15 protein-coding genes are annotated in these 15,673 nt (G+C 57.8%); 12 read left to right on the top strand and 3 right to left on the bottom strand.

The window, feature by feature from the left end:
- Window positions 1-24 precede the first annotated feature (24 nt).
- The 5 genes from MUN81_RS19330 to MUN81_RS19310 all read left to right on the top strand — a co-directional run bounded on the left by MUN81_RS19330 (window position 25) and on the right by MUN81_RS19310 (window position 5,782).
- Complete coding sequence (locus tag MUN81_RS19330) at window positions 25-1,551, top strand: TonB family protein (protein ID WP_245113507.1); 1,527 nt, start codon at window positions 25-27, stop codon at window positions 1,549-1,551.
- Window positions 1,552-1,766: 215 nt separating this feature from the next.
- Window positions 1,767-2,492, top strand: a complete 726-nt coding sequence (locus tag MUN81_RS19325) for an NAD(P)-binding domain-containing protein (protein WP_245113505.1) — start codon at window positions 1,767-1,769, stop codon at window positions 2,490-2,492.
- 233 nt (window positions 2,493-2,725) lie between these two features.
- A complete protein-coding gene (locus tag MUN81_RS19320; RefSeq protein WP_245113504.1) occupies window positions 2,726-4,315 on the top strand; it encodes an ABC-F family ATP-binding cassette domain-containing protein in 1,590 nt (529 codons plus the stop codon).
- A 162-nt stretch (window positions 4,316-4,477) separates the two neighbouring features.
- Window positions 4,478-5,251: a DUF3800 domain-containing protein gene (locus tag MUN81_RS19315; protein ID WP_245113503.1), complete on the top strand. Its 774-nt coding sequence runs from the start codon at window positions 4,478-4,480 to the stop codon at window positions 5,249-5,251.
- Between the two features lie 336 nt (window positions 5,252-5,587).
- A complete protein-coding gene (locus tag MUN81_RS19310; protein WP_245113501.1) occupies window positions 5,588-5,782 on the top strand; it encodes a hypothetical protein in 195 nt (64 codons plus the stop codon).
- Here MUN81_RS19310 and MUN81_RS19305 read toward each other — a convergent pair.
- The gene (locus MUN81_RS19305) at window positions 5,751-6,332 is read right to left on the bottom strand and encodes a Fic family protein (RefSeq protein ID WP_245113499.1); all 582 of its coding nucleotides are present in this window, start codon (window positions 6,330-6,332) and stop codon (window positions 5,751-5,753) included. The two genes, MUN81_RS19310 and MUN81_RS19305, sit on opposite strands and share 32 nt — an antisense overlap.
- Window positions 6,333-6,480: 148 nt before the next feature.
- On the opposite strand from MUN81_RS19305, the gene MUN81_RS19300 reads away from it, so the two are divergent.
- From MUN81_RS19300 to MUN81_RS19270, 7 genes are all read left to right on the top strand, one after another.
- On the top strand, window positions 6,481-6,702 hold the full coding sequence (locus MUN81_RS19300; protein ID WP_245113497.1) for a hypothetical protein: 222 nt from the start codon (window positions 6,481-6,483) through the stop codon (window positions 6,700-6,702).
- A complete protein-coding gene (locus MUN81_RS19295) occupies window positions 6,699-6,962 on the top strand; it encodes a Txe/YoeB family addiction module toxin (protein ID WP_245113495.1) in 264 nt (87 codons plus the stop codon). Before MUN81_RS19300 ends, MUN81_RS19295 begins: the two co-directional genes overlap by 4 nt.
- A 261-nt stretch (window positions 6,963-7,223) precedes the next feature.
- Window positions 7,224-7,826, top strand: coding sequence for a glycosyltransferase family 25 protein (locus MUN81_RS19290; protein WP_245113493.1), 603 nt, complete (start codon window positions 7,224-7,226; stop codon window positions 7,824-7,826).
- Window position 7,827: 1 nt separating this feature from the next.
- Window positions 7,828-8,553: a hypothetical protein gene (locus MUN81_RS19285; protein WP_245113491.1), complete on the top strand. Its 726-nt coding sequence runs from the start codon at window positions 7,828-7,830 to the stop codon at window positions 8,551-8,553.
- A 139-nt stretch (window positions 8,554-8,692) separates the two neighbouring features.
- Window positions 8,693-11,302, top strand: coding sequence for an ATP-dependent chaperone ClpB (clpB, locus tag MUN81_RS19280; protein ID WP_245113489.1), 2,610 nt, complete (start codon window positions 8,693-8,695; stop codon window positions 11,300-11,302).
- Between the two features lie 84 nt (window positions 11,303-11,386).
- Window positions 11,387-12,193 (top strand): hypothetical protein, encoded by an 807-nt coding sequence (locus MUN81_RS19275; RefSeq protein ID WP_245113488.1) that lies wholly within the window; start codon window positions 11,387-11,389, stop codon window positions 12,191-12,193.
- Window positions 12,194-12,478: 285 nt separating this feature from the next.
- A complete protein-coding gene (locus MUN81_RS19270; protein ID WP_245113487.1) occupies window positions 12,479-14,188 on the top strand; it encodes a hypothetical protein in 1,710 nt (569 codons plus the stop codon).
- A gap of 70 nt (window positions 14,189-14,258) precedes the next feature.
- On the opposite strand, the gene MUN81_RS19265 is transcribed toward MUN81_RS19270, so the two are convergent.
- Both MUN81_RS19265 and MUN81_RS19260 read right to left on the bottom strand, forming a co-directional pair.
- Window positions 14,259-14,666, bottom strand: coding sequence for a hypothetical protein (locus MUN81_RS19265; RefSeq protein ID WP_245113485.1), 408 nt, complete (start codon window positions 14,664-14,666; stop codon window positions 14,259-14,261).
- Between the two features lie 127 nt (window positions 14,667-14,793).
- Complete coding sequence (locus MUN81_RS19260; protein WP_245113483.1) at window positions 14,794-15,285, bottom strand: hypothetical protein; 492 nt, start codon at window positions 15,283-15,285, stop codon at window positions 14,794-14,796.
- Window positions 15,286-15,673: the final 388 nt, after the last annotated feature.

Raw genomic sequence — 15,673 nt, 5'->3', positions numbered from 1 at the left:
CGGCTTTGCCCCCTAACTTGCAGTATGAAACCACGTGTGCGCTATTCATTTTCGGCCCTTGCGGCCCCGTTTTTTGCTTCTCTGCTGGTGCTGTTGGCGCTGGCCCGGCCTGCCGCCGCGCAAGGCGAGGCCGAGGAAGAAAAAGTGTACACCTACGTGGAGCAAATGCCCCAGCTGCCCGGCAGCGGCGGCAATCAGGCCATTGTAGCCGCCATTCAGGAGCGGCTGGTGTACCCCGAGCAGGCCCGCCGCGACAACGTGACCGGCCGGGTGTTCGTCTCGTTCACGGTCACGACCACCGGCGGCGTCAAGAGCATTAAGGTGGTAAAAGGCATCGGCGCCGGCTGCGACGAAGCCACCATTGCGGCCGTGAGCCAGCTGCCGCGCTTCATTCCGGGCAAGCAAAACGGCCGGGCTGTGTCGGTGAGCTTCACGGTGCCGGCCACCTTCCCGCCGGCCTCGGGGGCCACGGCGCCCGCCCTGCTCGACGGCGCCCGCGTGTATAGCTACGTGGAGCAAATGCCCACCCTGCCGGCCCCCAACGACAAAACCACCCTGCAGGCGGCCGTGCTGAAAAATATGGTCTTCCCGGCCGAGGTGCGCGACGCCAAATCGGAAGGTCCCGTGCAGGTCACCTTCGTGGTGGATGGCAAGGGCAACGTGCGCGACCCCAAAATCGTGACCGGCCTGTGCCCGGCCTGCGACGAGGCCGTGCTGGCGGCCGTGCGCAAGCTGCCGCGCCTGGTGCCCGGCCAGCAGGGCGGCCAGCCCGTGGCCGTGAACATGGTGCTGCCCCTGCAGCTCATCTCGCCCAACCACGTGTACCCCGCCGACCCCCGCGGCCTGCACGCCAGCTTCGCGGAGCCGGCGGGCCTCTACGACTACATCCGCCGCAACCTGCGCGTGCCGGCCGTGGTAGCTTCCGAAAAGCTGCAGGGCCGCGTGCGCGTCGAGTTTGTGGTGCGTCCCACTGGCAAAATAGACGCCGCCGAAGTGAAAACCCACCTCTGCACCAGCTGCGACGCCGAAGCCCTGCGCCTCGTAAATGCCTTCCCCGCCTGGAAGCCCGCCCGCGACAACGCCGACCAGTCCGTGGCCACCCGGCAGTTCGTGGACATTCCCATGCCGCTGCCCGACCCCAACAAGCCCTTCACCGACACCGATAAGGTGTATTCCTACGCCGAAAGCATGCCCACCTTGCTGGACGGCAGCCCCGTCTATGGGCCCACCATTCAGCAGGCCGTGCGCTACCCCGAGGCCGTGAAGCGCGAAAACATCAACGGCACCGTGTACGCCGAGTACGTCATCGACGCCGACGGGCTGGTGCGCAAGCCGCACATCACGCGGGGCCTGTGCACCAGCTGCGACCAGGCCGTGCTCGACGCCATTGCGCAGGTGTGCCCGTGCACGCCCGCCCAGCAAAACGGCCGCGCCATCCCCATCCAAATGCGCGTCGAAGTGCCCTTCGCCCCCAGCTCGGTTTCGGCCGCGCCCACGCCGGCCCCAACTCCGGCCAGGAAGCCGGCCGGCAGCCCCGCGAAGAAGAAATAGCGCCGCCCGATGGGTTGCGGCCCGTCGCCAGACCGGATGCCGGACCAGTATTGCTGAGAAAATAAGCACCGCTTGAGGGGCTCTGCGGCGGCCCCGTGCGCGGCCGGGCCGGGGCCGCCGGGTGCCCGGGCAAAACAATCGGGCCGGGTGGGTGGTCTTAGCCCATGCCGCTTTGCGAAAAGGCGGCTAACCCATCACCCGCTTAGCTTACTGTTATGAACATTGGAATCATTGGCGCCGGCCACATCGGCAGCGCCCTCGCCGTGCGCCTCACCAGCCTCGGCCACTCGGTTAAAATTGCCAACTCGCGCGGCCCCGAAACCCTCGGCGACGTGGCCCAGAAAACCGGCGCCACGCCCGTCACGGCCAAAGAAGCGGCCCAGGGCGCCGACCTCATCGTGGTGACCATTCCGCTGAAAAACATCCCCGACCTGCCCAAAGACTTGTTCGAGGGCGTGCCGGCTGATGTGCCCGTCATCGACACGAGCAACTACTACCCCCTGCTGCGCGATGGCCAGATGCCCGAGCTGGAAACCGGCGACCTCACCGAGAGCGAGTGGGTGCAGCAGCACCTGGGCCGCCCGGTGGTGAAGGTGTTCAACAACATCTACGCCGACCACCTGCAGAACAAGGGCGTGGCCGCCGGTACCCCCGGCCGCATTGCCCTGCCCGTGGCCGGCGACGATGCCGCCGCCAAGCAGAAGGTAATGGCCCTGGTAGAAGAGCTGGGCTTCGACGCCGTGGACGACGGCATCCTGCACGAGTCGTGGCGCCAGCAGCCGGGCACCCCGTCCTACGGCGCCGACATGCCCGCCGACAAGCTGCGCGAACACTTGGCCAGCCTGGGCACCAAGCGCACGCCCGAGCAGCACGCCCAATACCTGGCCAACCACAACGCCACGGAAAAGCAGATGCAGGCTCAGGGCATTCAGCTGAAGTAGCCTGTGCTGAACCACCCTTGGCCGTCCCGCCGATGGTTAGTTGAGTTATGCCCAAACAAAAAGCCCTGGCGCCTGCTAGGGCTTTTTGTTTTCTTTCTGTTTAGGGAAATGCGTAAATTTGCCTCTGCAAACACCACGCACCGGTTTATGTAATAGCTGACTTCCTCCAAAAATCGAGTAGCCACCCCACGACGTGGGCGGCTGCATTCGTTCGCTTTTTTGAGAAAGAACTCATGCTATTGCTGCAAAACCTCGGGTACGCACACCCCAATAAAGACGTGCTGTTCGACAACCTGAACCTGGCTGTCAACGACCACCAAAAGCTGGCGCTAATTGGCAACAACGGCGCAGGAAAATCCACGCTCTTGAGAATCATGGCGGGCTTGCTGGCGCCCTCCGCGGGGCGCGTGGTGGCCAGCTCTGCGCCCTATTACATCCCGCAGCATTTCGGCCAGTATGATGGCCTGACCGTGGCGCAGGCGCTGCGCATCGACGGCAAAATCACGGCCCTGGCGGAAATCCTGGATGGCCGCGCCACCGACGCCAACCTGGCCGCGCTGGACGACGACTGGACCATTGAGGAGCGCAGCCAGGAAGCCTTGCTGCACTGGGGCCTGGCCGACGTGCGTCTTTCCCAACCCCTGGCCAGCCTCAGCGGCGGCCAGAAAACCAAGGTATTTCTGGCCGGCATCGCCATTCACCGGCCCGACATTGTGCTGCTCGACGAGCCCAGCAACCACCTCGACACCGCCGGCCGACAGCTGCTCTACGACTTCATCGCCAGCAGCCCCAGCACGGTGCTGGTGGTGAGCCACGACCGCAAGCTGCTGAACCTGCTCGACGCGGTGTGCGAGCTGAGCCGGCGCGGCCTGGCCCTCTACGGTGGCAACTACGCCTTTTACGCCGAGCAAAAGCAGGTGGAAAGCCATGCCCTAACTCAGGACGTGAAGGCCCGCGCCACGGCCTTGCGCAAAGCCCGCGAAGCCGAGCGCGAGGCCCTCGAACGCAAGCACAAGCAGGATGCCCGCGGCAAGAAAAGCCAGGACAAAGCCGGCCTGCCCGCCATTGTGCTGGGCATGATGCGCAACAGCGCCGAAAACAGTGCCTCCCGCCTTAAGGGCGTTCATGCCGAGAAAGTGGGCGCCCTGGCCCAGGAGCTGAGCGAGCTGCGCAAGGAGCTGCCCGACACCGACAAAATGAAGTTCAACTTCGACCAGTCGGCCCTGCACAAAGGCAAGGTGCTGTTCGAGGCCCAGGGCCTGAACTACGGTTACGGCGCCAGCCTGCTGTGGCCCGACGACCTGAGCTTCCGGCTGCACAGCGGCGAGCGGCTGGCGCTGCACGGGCCCAACGGCTCCGGCAAAACCACCCTCATCAAGCTGCTGCTCGGCGAGCTGGAGCCCACGCGCGGCACCCTGCACCGGGCCGGCAGCCAAGCCGTGTTCATCGACCAGGACTATTCCCTGCTCCACAACAAATTGTCGGTGTACGAGCAGGCGCAGCAGTTCAATGCCGCCGGGCTGCAGGAGCACGAGGTCAAGATTCGCCTTGCCCGCTTCCTGTTCCCGAAAGACTACTGGGACAAGCCGTGCCGTGCCTTAAGCGGCGGCGAGAAAATGCGGCTGCTGCTCTGCTGCCTGATGATAAGCAACCAGGCGCCCGACCTCATCGTGCTCGACGAGCCCACCAACAACCTCGACATCCGGAACCTGGAAATCCTGACGGCCGCCCTCCACGACTACCACGGCACCCTCGTGGTGGTGTCGCACGACGAGTATTTCCTGCAGCAACTGCAAGTGGAGCGCACCCTCCGGCTGGGGTAGCCTTTAAAAATTCTCCACCCACCCTCGCCCGCTGCCCCCGCCGCTGGCACGATACGACAGCTTCTCTCCAACGGCCCCAACGCCTCCCAGCCCGCCGCCCCCGCCGCTGACGAAACGGGCGCTTCTTGAGTAGCTTGCTACTCGCATCTGAAACCGCTACCCATGTATCTACTCTACGCCGACGAAAGCGGCGACACCGGCCTCGTAGCCAGTCCAACGAGGTATTTCATTTTGTCCAGCTTGGTAGTGCATGAAACGCGGTGGCGGGATTTCTTAAACGACATAGTGGCGTTTCGGCGGCACCTACGGACCACCAAAGGCTTGAAGCTGCGGGAAGAAATTCACGCCGCACCATTCATTACCAATCCAGGCGCGCTGGTCCGCATCCGGCGCAACGACCGGCTCGATATTCTGAAACAGTGCCTGGATTTTCTCAGCAACCGCAGCGATATTCGCATCTGTACGGTTGTGGTGAATAAAACCACGAAGCAACCGGGCTATGACGTCTTCGAAAATGCCTGGCAGGCGCTCATCCAGCGTTTCGATAACACGTTGCGCAACCGCAACTACCCTGGCGCGTTCGCCGACCAGCGCGGCTTGGTGCTACCCGACAACACCGACGGCGGCAAGCTTACCCTGCTGCTGCGAAAAATGCGGCACTACAACCCGGTGCCCAACAATTCCGCCCACCAGACCGTGGGGGCGGGCTACCGCAACCTAGCGTTGCAATCCGTCATCGAGGACCCTTTCCTGAAAGATTCGGCCCACTCGTTTATTCACCAGTTGGTCGATGTAGTGGCTTACGCCGCCCGGCAGTTGTATGAGCCCAACGCGTACATGCGCAGTAAGCAGGGGCACAATTTCTACGCTCGCCTGCACCCGGTGCTCAATGCCTACGCCAACCGCACCCACCCACTGCACCTCGTGCAGCTATAAAACAAAAGGGGCCACCTTGCGGCGGCCCCGGGTGAATCCTACTAGGGCGACTGGCACCCGTTCAGATTCACTGCAAACTTACAGTTTTCTGTAAGATTAAGTTGCATATTTGAAAACGGCCCCCCGCCCGCCGCCCCCGCCGCTGGAACGATACGACAGCTTCTCTCCAACGGCCCCAACGCCCCCGCCCGCCGCCCCCGCCGCTGGAACGATACGACAGCTTCTCTCCAACGGCCCCAACGCCCCCGCCCGCCGCCCCCGCCGCTGACGAAACCAAAGCTTCTGAGCTACTTTAGCAGGCGTCAACCATTTCCGCACGCCCCGCGTTTCCCCGCCATGACTTTCCGCCAACGCTACGCTCAACTGCAAGACGCTTCCTTCGTGAAGCGCATGATGCTGCGCTCCGTGTACGGCACGATGGCGCTGGAGAACCAGACCGTGCCCATGGAGCGACTCGAAGCCCTCTACGAAAAAGTAGAGGCCGAACGCGCCACAAAATCTACTCGCCAAACCGGCGAAGCTGCGCGCTAATCAGTTGCTCCAGTTCCCGGTAGTCGCCGGAGTTTCCTGCTTTTATCGCGGTTAAATACGCTTCGCGGTCGGTGCCGGCGGCTCGCTGGTACAGGGCCAGTTCCTGGTAGCCGTGGCGGAAGGCCAGAAAATTGGTGAGCAGGCGGGCCGTGCGCCCATTGCCGTTGGTGAACGGGTGAATAGCCACGAACCGATAATGCGCATATGCTAGCAGGGCCGCCAGTTCTGCTTCGGTGCCCACCAGCCGCTGCCGGTGCTGCACCTCATCGGCAAATTGGTAGAGCAGCGTGGGCACCTGCTGAAACGGGGGCGGCAGGAAGCTGCCCACGTTGGGGTTGGAGCGGCGGTACTGCCCGGCCCACTCGTACACGCGCCCGAAGGCGGCGCGGTGCAGGTCGAGCAGTAGCGCCACCGTGAAATCGGTTTCTTCGGGTAGGTCGTAGAGGAAGTTTTCGGCGCGGATGACGCCTTCAGCCTCAGCTTCGTCGAGTAGGCGGCGGTCGGTCAGTCCGAGCAGGTTGTCTTCGGGTGCGTCGGTGTAGTGGCCCACGGGGTAGGGGAGAGTTGGTTGGCCAAAATAGCTAGCTTTGACGCAACTTCCCCCGCCCGCTGCCCCCGCCGCTGAAGAAACGGGCGCTTCTTGCGTAGCGGCAAGCAGGCGGCAGGAACTAAGCGGAATCTTTGTAGTTTTGGATGGTATGAAAATCACGCTAGAAATTCCTGATAACAAAGCGGCATTCATGATGGAACTGCTGCAAAGCCTGCCGTTTGTGAAAGCCACGCCGGCTCGCACGAAAGCCAAGCCGCAGGACGAAACGGAGTATCTGCTGAGTAACCCAGCCAACGCGAAAGCCCTGAAGGATGCCATTGAACGCTTGGAGAGCGGTAAGGGCGTACAACACGACCTCATTGACGCATGAGGCTCATCTGGGATGAAGCCGCTTGGGAGCAATACCTGTATTGGCAGGAAACCGACCGCGCCATTCTCCGCAAAATCAACACGCTGCTGAAAGAGTGCCAGCGCTCGCCTTTCGCGGGCACGGGCAAACCCGAAGCGCTAAAAGGCGACCTGCGCGGCTATTGGTCGCGTCGCATCAATCATGAACACCGTTTGGTGTACAAAGTATCCGAAGACGGATTGCGCATTGCAGCCTGCCGCTTTCACTACGGCGATAAGTAACGCCCCCCCGCCCGCTGCCCCCGCCGCTGAAGAAACTAGAGCTTCTGTGTAGCTTGCTCCTGTTTCTACCAAGATTTACTTTCAAGCATATTCGTGGTCACTGGAATACTAAAGCTGTTCAGCTCATTAGTGCTTAATGCTTTTGCGCATTATAATTTCAGCAATAGGATTGAATATGCTAAGCTCAGATTGAGATGGTATAAGCCTCCCGAGGTCAAACGTATAGTTGATGGGGCAATATGCATACGGCAGACATTCGTTTTGTCGCTGAAAACTAACCTAAATAGGCGAAGTGTTATCAAAAAGAGATTTGATAATGAGAAACTAGGTTACACTATTTGTGATGGTGTTATCTGGCAGGATGCCTACAAATTCACTGATGCAATAAGTTTGAGGTCAGCTAACTACCTTTCAAAAGGCAGTATTGGGTGCTGGCTTGGGCATTATTCGATTTGGACAGAAGCAGCTAATCGAAAGCTTGAGTATTCAATGATTTTTGAGGATGATATAATTCTTGTTGAAAATTTTAACAGCGAGCTAAACCATGCATTGAAATTGGTGCCTTCTGATTTTGATATATTATTTCTGAATTCCGGGAATAATTACCCGCATAATAAACGTGCTATTATAAATGGACAAGCCTTCGTTCCATATCAAATTAGAAATGGAGCATACGGATACATCGTTAGTTATAATGGTGCAAGAAAACTTTTAAACATGGTTCCAACTGTGCAAGTGACACGAGGTGGCGTAGATTCTGCAATTGGCTCGTTAATTCGGGATAAACGGATTCTTGCATATCACTTGAATGAGCCGCTATGCTGGGTTGATTACTCATTTTCCAGTTCTACCAAATTTAGATAGTATGGAATCCTTCTTTTCAAGCCAAACAATAAGTGTTATATCACTGGCATTGCTAGTAGTTGGGTTTTCAAAATTCATTATTTATTATAAGGCTTTCAACGTTCCAATCGTTGATTATATCGACCCAAGCGAGATAATAACTCTATTCGCAGATAATATAGCGACAGCGAGTGTGATTGTGTTGATTCTGGCTATTCCATATGTTGGTCTCATTCTGCCTTACAACCTTTCGGGAATTGATATTGGATTAGGCTTCTTTCAAAGGCTAAGTGCACATCTTAGCCTTCTGCTACCTGTAATATTTATAGGCTTTGTATTCCTTCTTGTGTTTTTATCGATTCTTTGGAGAAGACCTAAAATAGAGAAGTTTGAGCTTGTGAGGTACGTTTGGGCATGGCCTATTATTACCATGCTGGTGCCAATGGTAGCACTAGAATCAAGTGCATATTCCGGTATTCAGTCGCTTCAGCAGTATGTGATAATACTCTCTTTGGTAATAAGTTTCACGTCTCTGATTCTGCTCGCAACGTGGAATGAGATACAAAAAGTGAAAGCGGGTTACTTCAGTAATGTAGAGGTTGAATTTGAAGGCAGTACACTGACATCTAGTAATACTGAATTTTACATTGGAAAAACCAAGTCTTATTTATTTTTCTATTCGACTAACGATAAAGCATCAACTGCCTATTCAACAGGGAAGCTAAAGAGAATCAAATACACACCCTAATAATGACAAATTGTTAGTGCATGCATTATTGAAATTCGCGTTTCCCGCCAAAAAGTCCGAAAACCCACTCTCGCACCCCATTTGCTAGTCCCTACGTACAACTTCCTAACCCGAAGCACCTACTTAGAGACAACCCAAAATGGACTTTAAAAACTTCACCATCAAGGCACAGGAGGCCGTGCAGAAGGCCACCGAAATAGCTGGGGGCAACCAGCAGCAGGCCGTCGAAACGGGCCATTTGCTGAAGGGCCTCTTCCAAAGCGACGAAAGCGTCTTCTCGTTTCTGGCCAATAAGCTGGGCGCCAACCTCAACATCCTCACGCCGCGGCTCGACGCCATTGTGGCCGCCTACCCCAAGGTGAGCGGCGGCTCGCCCTACTTCGCCAACGACGCGGCCGCCGCCGTGCAGCGCGCCAACGCGGCCATGAAGGACATGGGCGACGAGTTCGTGTCCGTCGAGCACCTGCTGCTGGGCATCCTCGGCGGCCGCGATGCCGTGGCCACGCTGCTCAAAGACACCGGCTTCAACGATAAGGACTTGAAGGCTGCCATCAAGGAGCTGCGCGGCGGGCGCAAAGTCACGAGCCAGAGCGCCGAAGACCAGTACCAGAGCCTGAACCGCTACGCCCGCAACCTCAACGAGCAGGTGCGCGCCGGCAAGATGGACCCCGTGATTGGCCGCGACGAGGAAATCCGCCGCGTGCTGCAAATCCTCTCGCGCCGCACCAAAAACAACCCCGTGCTACTCGGCGAGCCCGGCGTGGGCAAAACCGCCATCGTGGAGGGCCTGGCCCAGCGCATCGTGGCCGGCGACGTGCCCGAAAACCTGCGCGACAAAGTCATCATGAGCCTCGACATGGGCCTGCTCGTGGCCGGGGCCAAGTACAAGGGCGAGTTTGAGGAGCGCCTCAAGGCCGTCATCAAGGAAGTGACCGACTCCGACGGCCAGATTGTGCTCTTCATTGACGAGATGCACACCCTCATCGGGGCCGGTGGCGGGGGCGAGGGCGCCATGGACGCCGCCAACCTGCTCAAGCCCGCCCTGGCGCGCGGCGAGCTGCACGCCATCGGGGCCACCACGCTCAAGGAATACCAGAAATACATCGAGAAGGACAAGGCCCTCGAACGCCGTTTCCAGGCCGTGATGGTGGATGAGCCGACTATTGAGGACGCCATCAGCATCATGCGCGGCATCAAGGAAAAGTACGAGCTGCACCACGGCGTGCGCATCACCGACGACGCCGTGATTGCGGCCGTTGAGCTGAGCGCCCGCTACATCACCGACCGCTTCCTGCCCGACAAGGCCATCGACCTCATGGACGAGGCCGCCGCCAAGCTCCGCATCGAGCTGAATTCCATGCCCGTGGAGCTCGACGAAATTCAGCGCCGCATCATGCAGCTCGAAATTGAGCGCGAAGCCATCCGCCGCGAAGACAACCGCGACCGCGAAGCCATCCTCAGCAAGGAATTGGCCGAGCTGAACGACCGCCGCGACACCCTGAAAGCCCGCTGGGAAAGCGAAAAAGGTGTCCTCACCGGCATTCAAACCCAGAAGGAAGCCATCGAGCAATTCAAGCTGGAAGCCGAGCAGGCCGAGCGCCAAGGCGATTACGCCCGCGTGGCCGAGCTGCGCTACGGCAAGATTCAGGAAGCCGAAGCCAAGCTGAAAGCCCTGCAGGAAGAAGCCGCGGCCAACAAAGACGGCGGCGCCATGCTTCAAGAAGTCGTCACCAGCGAGTCCATCGCCGAAGTGGTGGCCAAGTGGACGGGCATCCCGGTGAGCAAAATGCTGCAATCGGACCGCGAGAAGCTGCTGAACCTCGAAGCCGAGCTGGGCAAGCGCGTAGCCGGTCAAGCGGAGGCCATCGCGGCCATTTCCGACGCCGTACGCCGCTCCCGCGCCGGCCTGCAAGACCCCAAGCGGCCCATCGGCTCGTTTATTTTCCTGGGCACCACCGGCGTGGGCAAAACCGAGCTGGCCAAGGCCTTAGCCGAGTATTTGTTCAACGACGAAAACGCCATGGTGCGCATCGACATGAGCGAGTTTCAGGAGCGCCACGCCGTGTCGCGGCTCATCGGCGCACCTCCCGGCTACGTGGGCTACGACGAGGGCGGGCAGCTCACGGAGGCCGTGCGCCGCAAGCCCTACTCGGTGGTGCTGCTCGATGAAATCGAGAAAGCGCACCCCGACGTGTTCAACATCCTGCTGCAAGTGCTCGACGATGGCCGCCTCACCGACAATAAAGGTCGGGTGGCGAACTTCAAGAACACCATCATCATCATGACCTCGAACACCGGGGCCGACATCATCCAGAAGAACTTCAAGGACCTCAACGAGTTCAACCACGAGGAGGTCGTCGACCGCACCCGCGACGAAGTGGTGGAGCGCCTCAAGCAGCACATGCGCCCCGAGTTCCTGAACCGCATCGACGAAATCGTGATGTTCCAGCCCCTCAAGCGCAAGGAAATCCGCCGCATCGTCGACATCCAGTTCAAGCAAATCCAGCAGCGCCTGGCCGAGGCCGGCATCCAGCTCGAAGCCACCAGCGAAGTGCTCGATTACCTGGGCGAATCCGGCTTCGACCCGCAGTTCGGCGCCCGGCCTTTGAAGCGCGTGCTACAGCGCGTGATTTTGAACGAGCTGTCAAAAGACATCCTCTCGGGCCGCGTGAGCAAAGACGCCGTAGTAGAAGCCGTGCTGGAAGACGGCGCGGTGAAGTTCGAGAACGTGGAAATGCCGGCGGTGTAATTGTCGGTTGGCTTTATGAATGGGAAAGCCCCGTCAGCGTCGTGCTGGCGGGGCTTTTTGCATTTGTGTTTATATCTTACTGCTATGAATATGAACCGCTCTGTGAATAAATGTTTAGGATTATTAATGCTTGCCGTGCTTGATTCTATGGCTGTAGTGGTTTGTGCACAGCCGTCGAATTCTGAAACAGTGCTGCCTACGCACACCATAAGAATCAGAGATAATCACGCTTCCAACAGTGAAGCACAATTGAAAAGCTTGCGCTTAGAAAATGAATCTGATACAGTATTTGTAAAGAAAAGCTGGAGCGAAGACATGGGGCACGTGTATGCTATAGGATACAGATTTAAGGAGAAAATACCCGATGGTGTTTACAGGTATGTTGTAAACGGTACTATTGAAAGCGAAACGGTGCTTGTAAATGGGAAGCTAGAAGGAATGCAGAAACGTTATATGAATGGTATCTTGTGGGAGGAGATACCCTATCATTTAGGCAAGGCTAATGGATACGGTCGGTCCTACGACTGGGAAAGCCCACTTAATGTTCACCTTATCTCCTACCACTATGAGGGTAATTTGTATATTATAACAGAGGTTAATGCAGTTGGAGAGGTAATTGGTAGGTCGTATTTCATGCCCGGCGACGGTAATGGCGGACCTTACCGGAAGGAGGAAAAGAAATTAGGATGGAGTGACCCTGCGTCGCCGCTTACCCAAAATGGCGCAATCGTAAAGGATGGGAATCCTCGCAATGGCTTGTATGAACTTGCCAGCCCTTTCGGTAAATACCAGCTTTTCTTTAAGAATGACCTTGTTGCTTGGTGGAAATGGCTGGATAGAGATGGTAAGCTGATTGTAGAGGTACATGCACAGCCTGGACAGCGTTTATAAACCAACCTTTCTGGCAGAAACTCCCGCTACCCCGGCCGCGGCGGCCCCGGCGGCGGGGCAGGAGAGACAGCCCTGTCAGCGTGATGCTGGTGAGAATTTTGTCATTCGATAAAGCGCTTTCTACAATCGGTTATTAAAAAAATAAGGTATTCATATTTTAGATATTATTTGCGAGAATATATATGATTTGATGCGGTATTTTCTCCGTAATAATATTATTATTTATAAAAATGAGTGCAAATCCATGGCGTGTCTTATCATTGTGCCGTGCTTTTCGCCAGGTCAATGGAAATAACTCCTCATACAATGGTTGCGAAAGTGGCCGCTTCAACAATGGCAATTAGCGGCGAAGCCAACACTGGAAAGAGGAAAACGGCAGACCTGCTATTTCTGGCCGGAGTGGTGATGGTGCTGCAAGGCTATTTCGTGCGAAGGCTTGGCTTTTACAGCGACGACTGGTGGATATTGGGCACCCTGACCAATGCAAGAGCACAGGGCCTGGGGGCCATTCTATCTGCGGCATTCCGCATAGATGGGTTCGTGGTCAGGCCGGTGCAGGGGCTTGAGTTTTCGCTGCTGTATTGGCTTTTTGGCAACAACCCATTGGGATATCACGTCGCCAATTTCCTGACGCTTATTGCGGGCGTACTCCTGTTTTACCTGGCGCTAGTACGCCTCAAGCTGCCCAGAATCCTGGTCGTTGCGTTGCCCTTGGTTTACGCCATGCTGCCCCACTATTCCACCGCTCGCTTTTGGCTATCCAGCTTTTGTGCGAACATCAGCATCCTGTTTCTCTTCCTGCATTTGTATGCCGGCCTGCGGTGCGTATGTGCCGCCGAAAACGCGGGTCGTTGGAAGTGGTGGCTGGCCATCAGCGGGCTTAGCGTGGTGGCCTGTGCGCTGGCTTATGAGGTTGCGGTGCCGCTTTTCCTGGTCAATTTTTGCATTTTGTACCGCGTCCAGCGCAAACGGTCGCCTTTGCATAGCAACTCAGCCAGTTGGCCGGGCAATGTGCTGCTGCTCTGCACCGGCTTGCTGTTTGCGGCAAGTATTGCCTATAAGTTTCTGCTGTCGGAAAGAACGGGCGGCATTGCGGGTTCTTACCTCATGCATGTGGCTCGTATACTCAGAGCTGTTCTTGCGAACGACTTCTGGGTGTATGGGGCGAAGCAGCCGGTCATCCTCTGGAAAATTGTTAGGGACTACTACAACCCGCGCATTTTGCTCACCGGCGCAGCGCTGTTTGCGGCAATTGTTTACTACTTGTTTAATGTCGGTGCCGATGCCGTCAAAAAGAGTGATTGGCTGAAGCTTATCGGAGCCGGAATAGTAGTGTATGTTGGCGGCTACGCGGCCTTTCTGGTTACTTCTAATTTCCAGGTTTCGGCGGCCGGAATTTCCAACAGAATTACGGTTGCGGCTGCAATTGGCGTGGCCATTTGCTTTGTCGGGGCTGCCGGATTGTTGTGCTCCTTTGTGAAACCCAAAACGCTCAGAAGCACTGTTTTTAGCCTGGTGCTGGCAGCAGTGGCCTGCAGCGGCTACATCATCAATTGCACGATATCGAATTTCTTCGCGCAGTCCTATGCGCAGCAATTGGCGGTGCTCGATAAAATTTACGCCATTGCGCCCGGGCTCGGAAAAAACAGCACCATCCTGCTCGACGGACAGTGCCCTTACGTGGGCCCGGCGCCCGTTTTTGATTGCCATTGGGACTTGAGCGGCGCACTGACCATGCATTACAACGCCGACGTGAAAGCCGACGTGAGAACCCGCCGGATGACCTATAATGCGTCAGGAATAAGCACCTACGTCTACACCATTCCGTCGCGCTTGTACCCGTACAGCCCACAGTTGCTGGTGTACAACGCCGAAAAAAACAAGTTGTATTCTTTGCCCGATTTTAAATCGGCTACGCAATATTTTTCCCTGGTAGCGCCCAAGCTGGAGCCCTGCGCCAACGTGCTGGAGGGCGAAGGAATAAGAATATTCTAAAGTGGTAGTACCCAAACGGCCCCACCGGCAATTGCCAGCGGGACCGTTTGAAGTAGTGGTGCCAGCGCGACTACCGGCTGAAATACTTCGTCACCAACCGTTTTTGCACGTAGCGGGGCAGGGCTTTGCCGGCGTCGTAGGCGGCAATGGCGGCCGCCTCCCGGCTGCTGCTGAAGCGCAGCAGCTTGCCCACGCCAATTAGGGCCGGAACGCCACCCAGCACCCCAATGCCCACGGCCGTGCCACCGGCGTTGCCGCCGCCGTCGCCGGAAGCGCTGGCCGTGGCCACGCGCACGGCCACGGCCGCCCCGATGCCCGACCAGATGATGCCGCCCGTGCGGTGCTTGCCGAAGAGGTTGTGCAGGGCCTGCACCGTGTCGGCGTGCGTACGCATGGTTTCGGGGCCGGCCGGCTGCTGGGCGTGGGCGCTAAAGACAAGGCCGAACAGCAGGCCGGCACTGAGTAGGGTTTTCTTCATGGGTAACGCACGGATTCGACGTCGTTTGCGTCGGGTTTTTAGCTTGTTGGAAATAGGACAGTTTTCGCAACAAAGCTACGCGGCGTCGCCCGATGTGGGCCGGCGCAAGGCGCCGGCCGGTACCGCTTTAGCGCAGGTAGGGGCGTAGCTGCCGGCGAATTTTGGCCGGCAGTTGGCGGTTGGCTTCGTACTGCGCCACGATTTTGGCTTCGCGCTTGGGGCCGTAGGCAATGAGCTGCTGAATGCCCACGCCCATGACGGGTGCCGCTATCACGCCGTAAATCACGGCGTACCCGCCAAAGCCAATGGTGAACGGGCCAGGCCCCCACCCGTATCCGCTGCTGCCGGTGCTGGCGGTGCGTTGCGAGCGTTCTTCGGCCGCCGCCGAAACGCCTGCGGCAGTCAGGTCAGCAGCCACGGCACCGATGGTAAGAACGTTGCCCACCTTGCGGCGCTTGGCAAACAAGCGGTGCAGGGCCCGCACCGTATCGGCGGCCGTGCGGCCAGCCGGGGCCGGAGCAACCGTCAGGGCTGAGTCGGCGGCGGTAGAGGTGGAGGGAAGGGTTTGGGCCGATGCAGAGGCGGCAAACAGGGCGAGGAGCAGGGTGTGGCGAAACATGGGGGCTGGCAGTTGAATGGTTGGGGTGATTGATGGGACGAAGTACGAGGGCCCCGCGCCAGCCACCAAATAGTGAGCTTGCTGGTGTAAAGTCGGATTATTGGGTGTGTTTGTTAGTGGTAAAGCCGTGTTATATGAGCTTTAACTATGTTTGTAAAGCCACTTCTGCTGTCTTATAAAGTCTGATAATTCTAAGTTTTTACTTCAAATGGAACCCATCACTCAAGCAGACGCAGGTTGTTGGGGGGCCTTGCCGGGCGCAGGCACAATAGCCGGCCGGATGGCGGCAAAGGCCGGCTCGTTGTCTGGAAGACAGCGGGAAAATATTTTTACCCAGCACGAGCGGTAAAGGACAAGATACCCACCATCTTTACCTGGTATTTGCCTC

Origin of the sequence: Hymenobacter sp. 5317J-9 (assembly GCF_022921075.1) — a bacterium.
In the GTDB taxonomy this organism is placed as follows: Bacteria; Bacteroidota; Bacteroidia; order Cytophagales; family Hymenobacteraceae; genus Hymenobacter.
The sequence above is the reverse complement of the archived record's forward strand: the minus strand, read 5'-3'. Positions and strand labels throughout refer to the sequence as shown.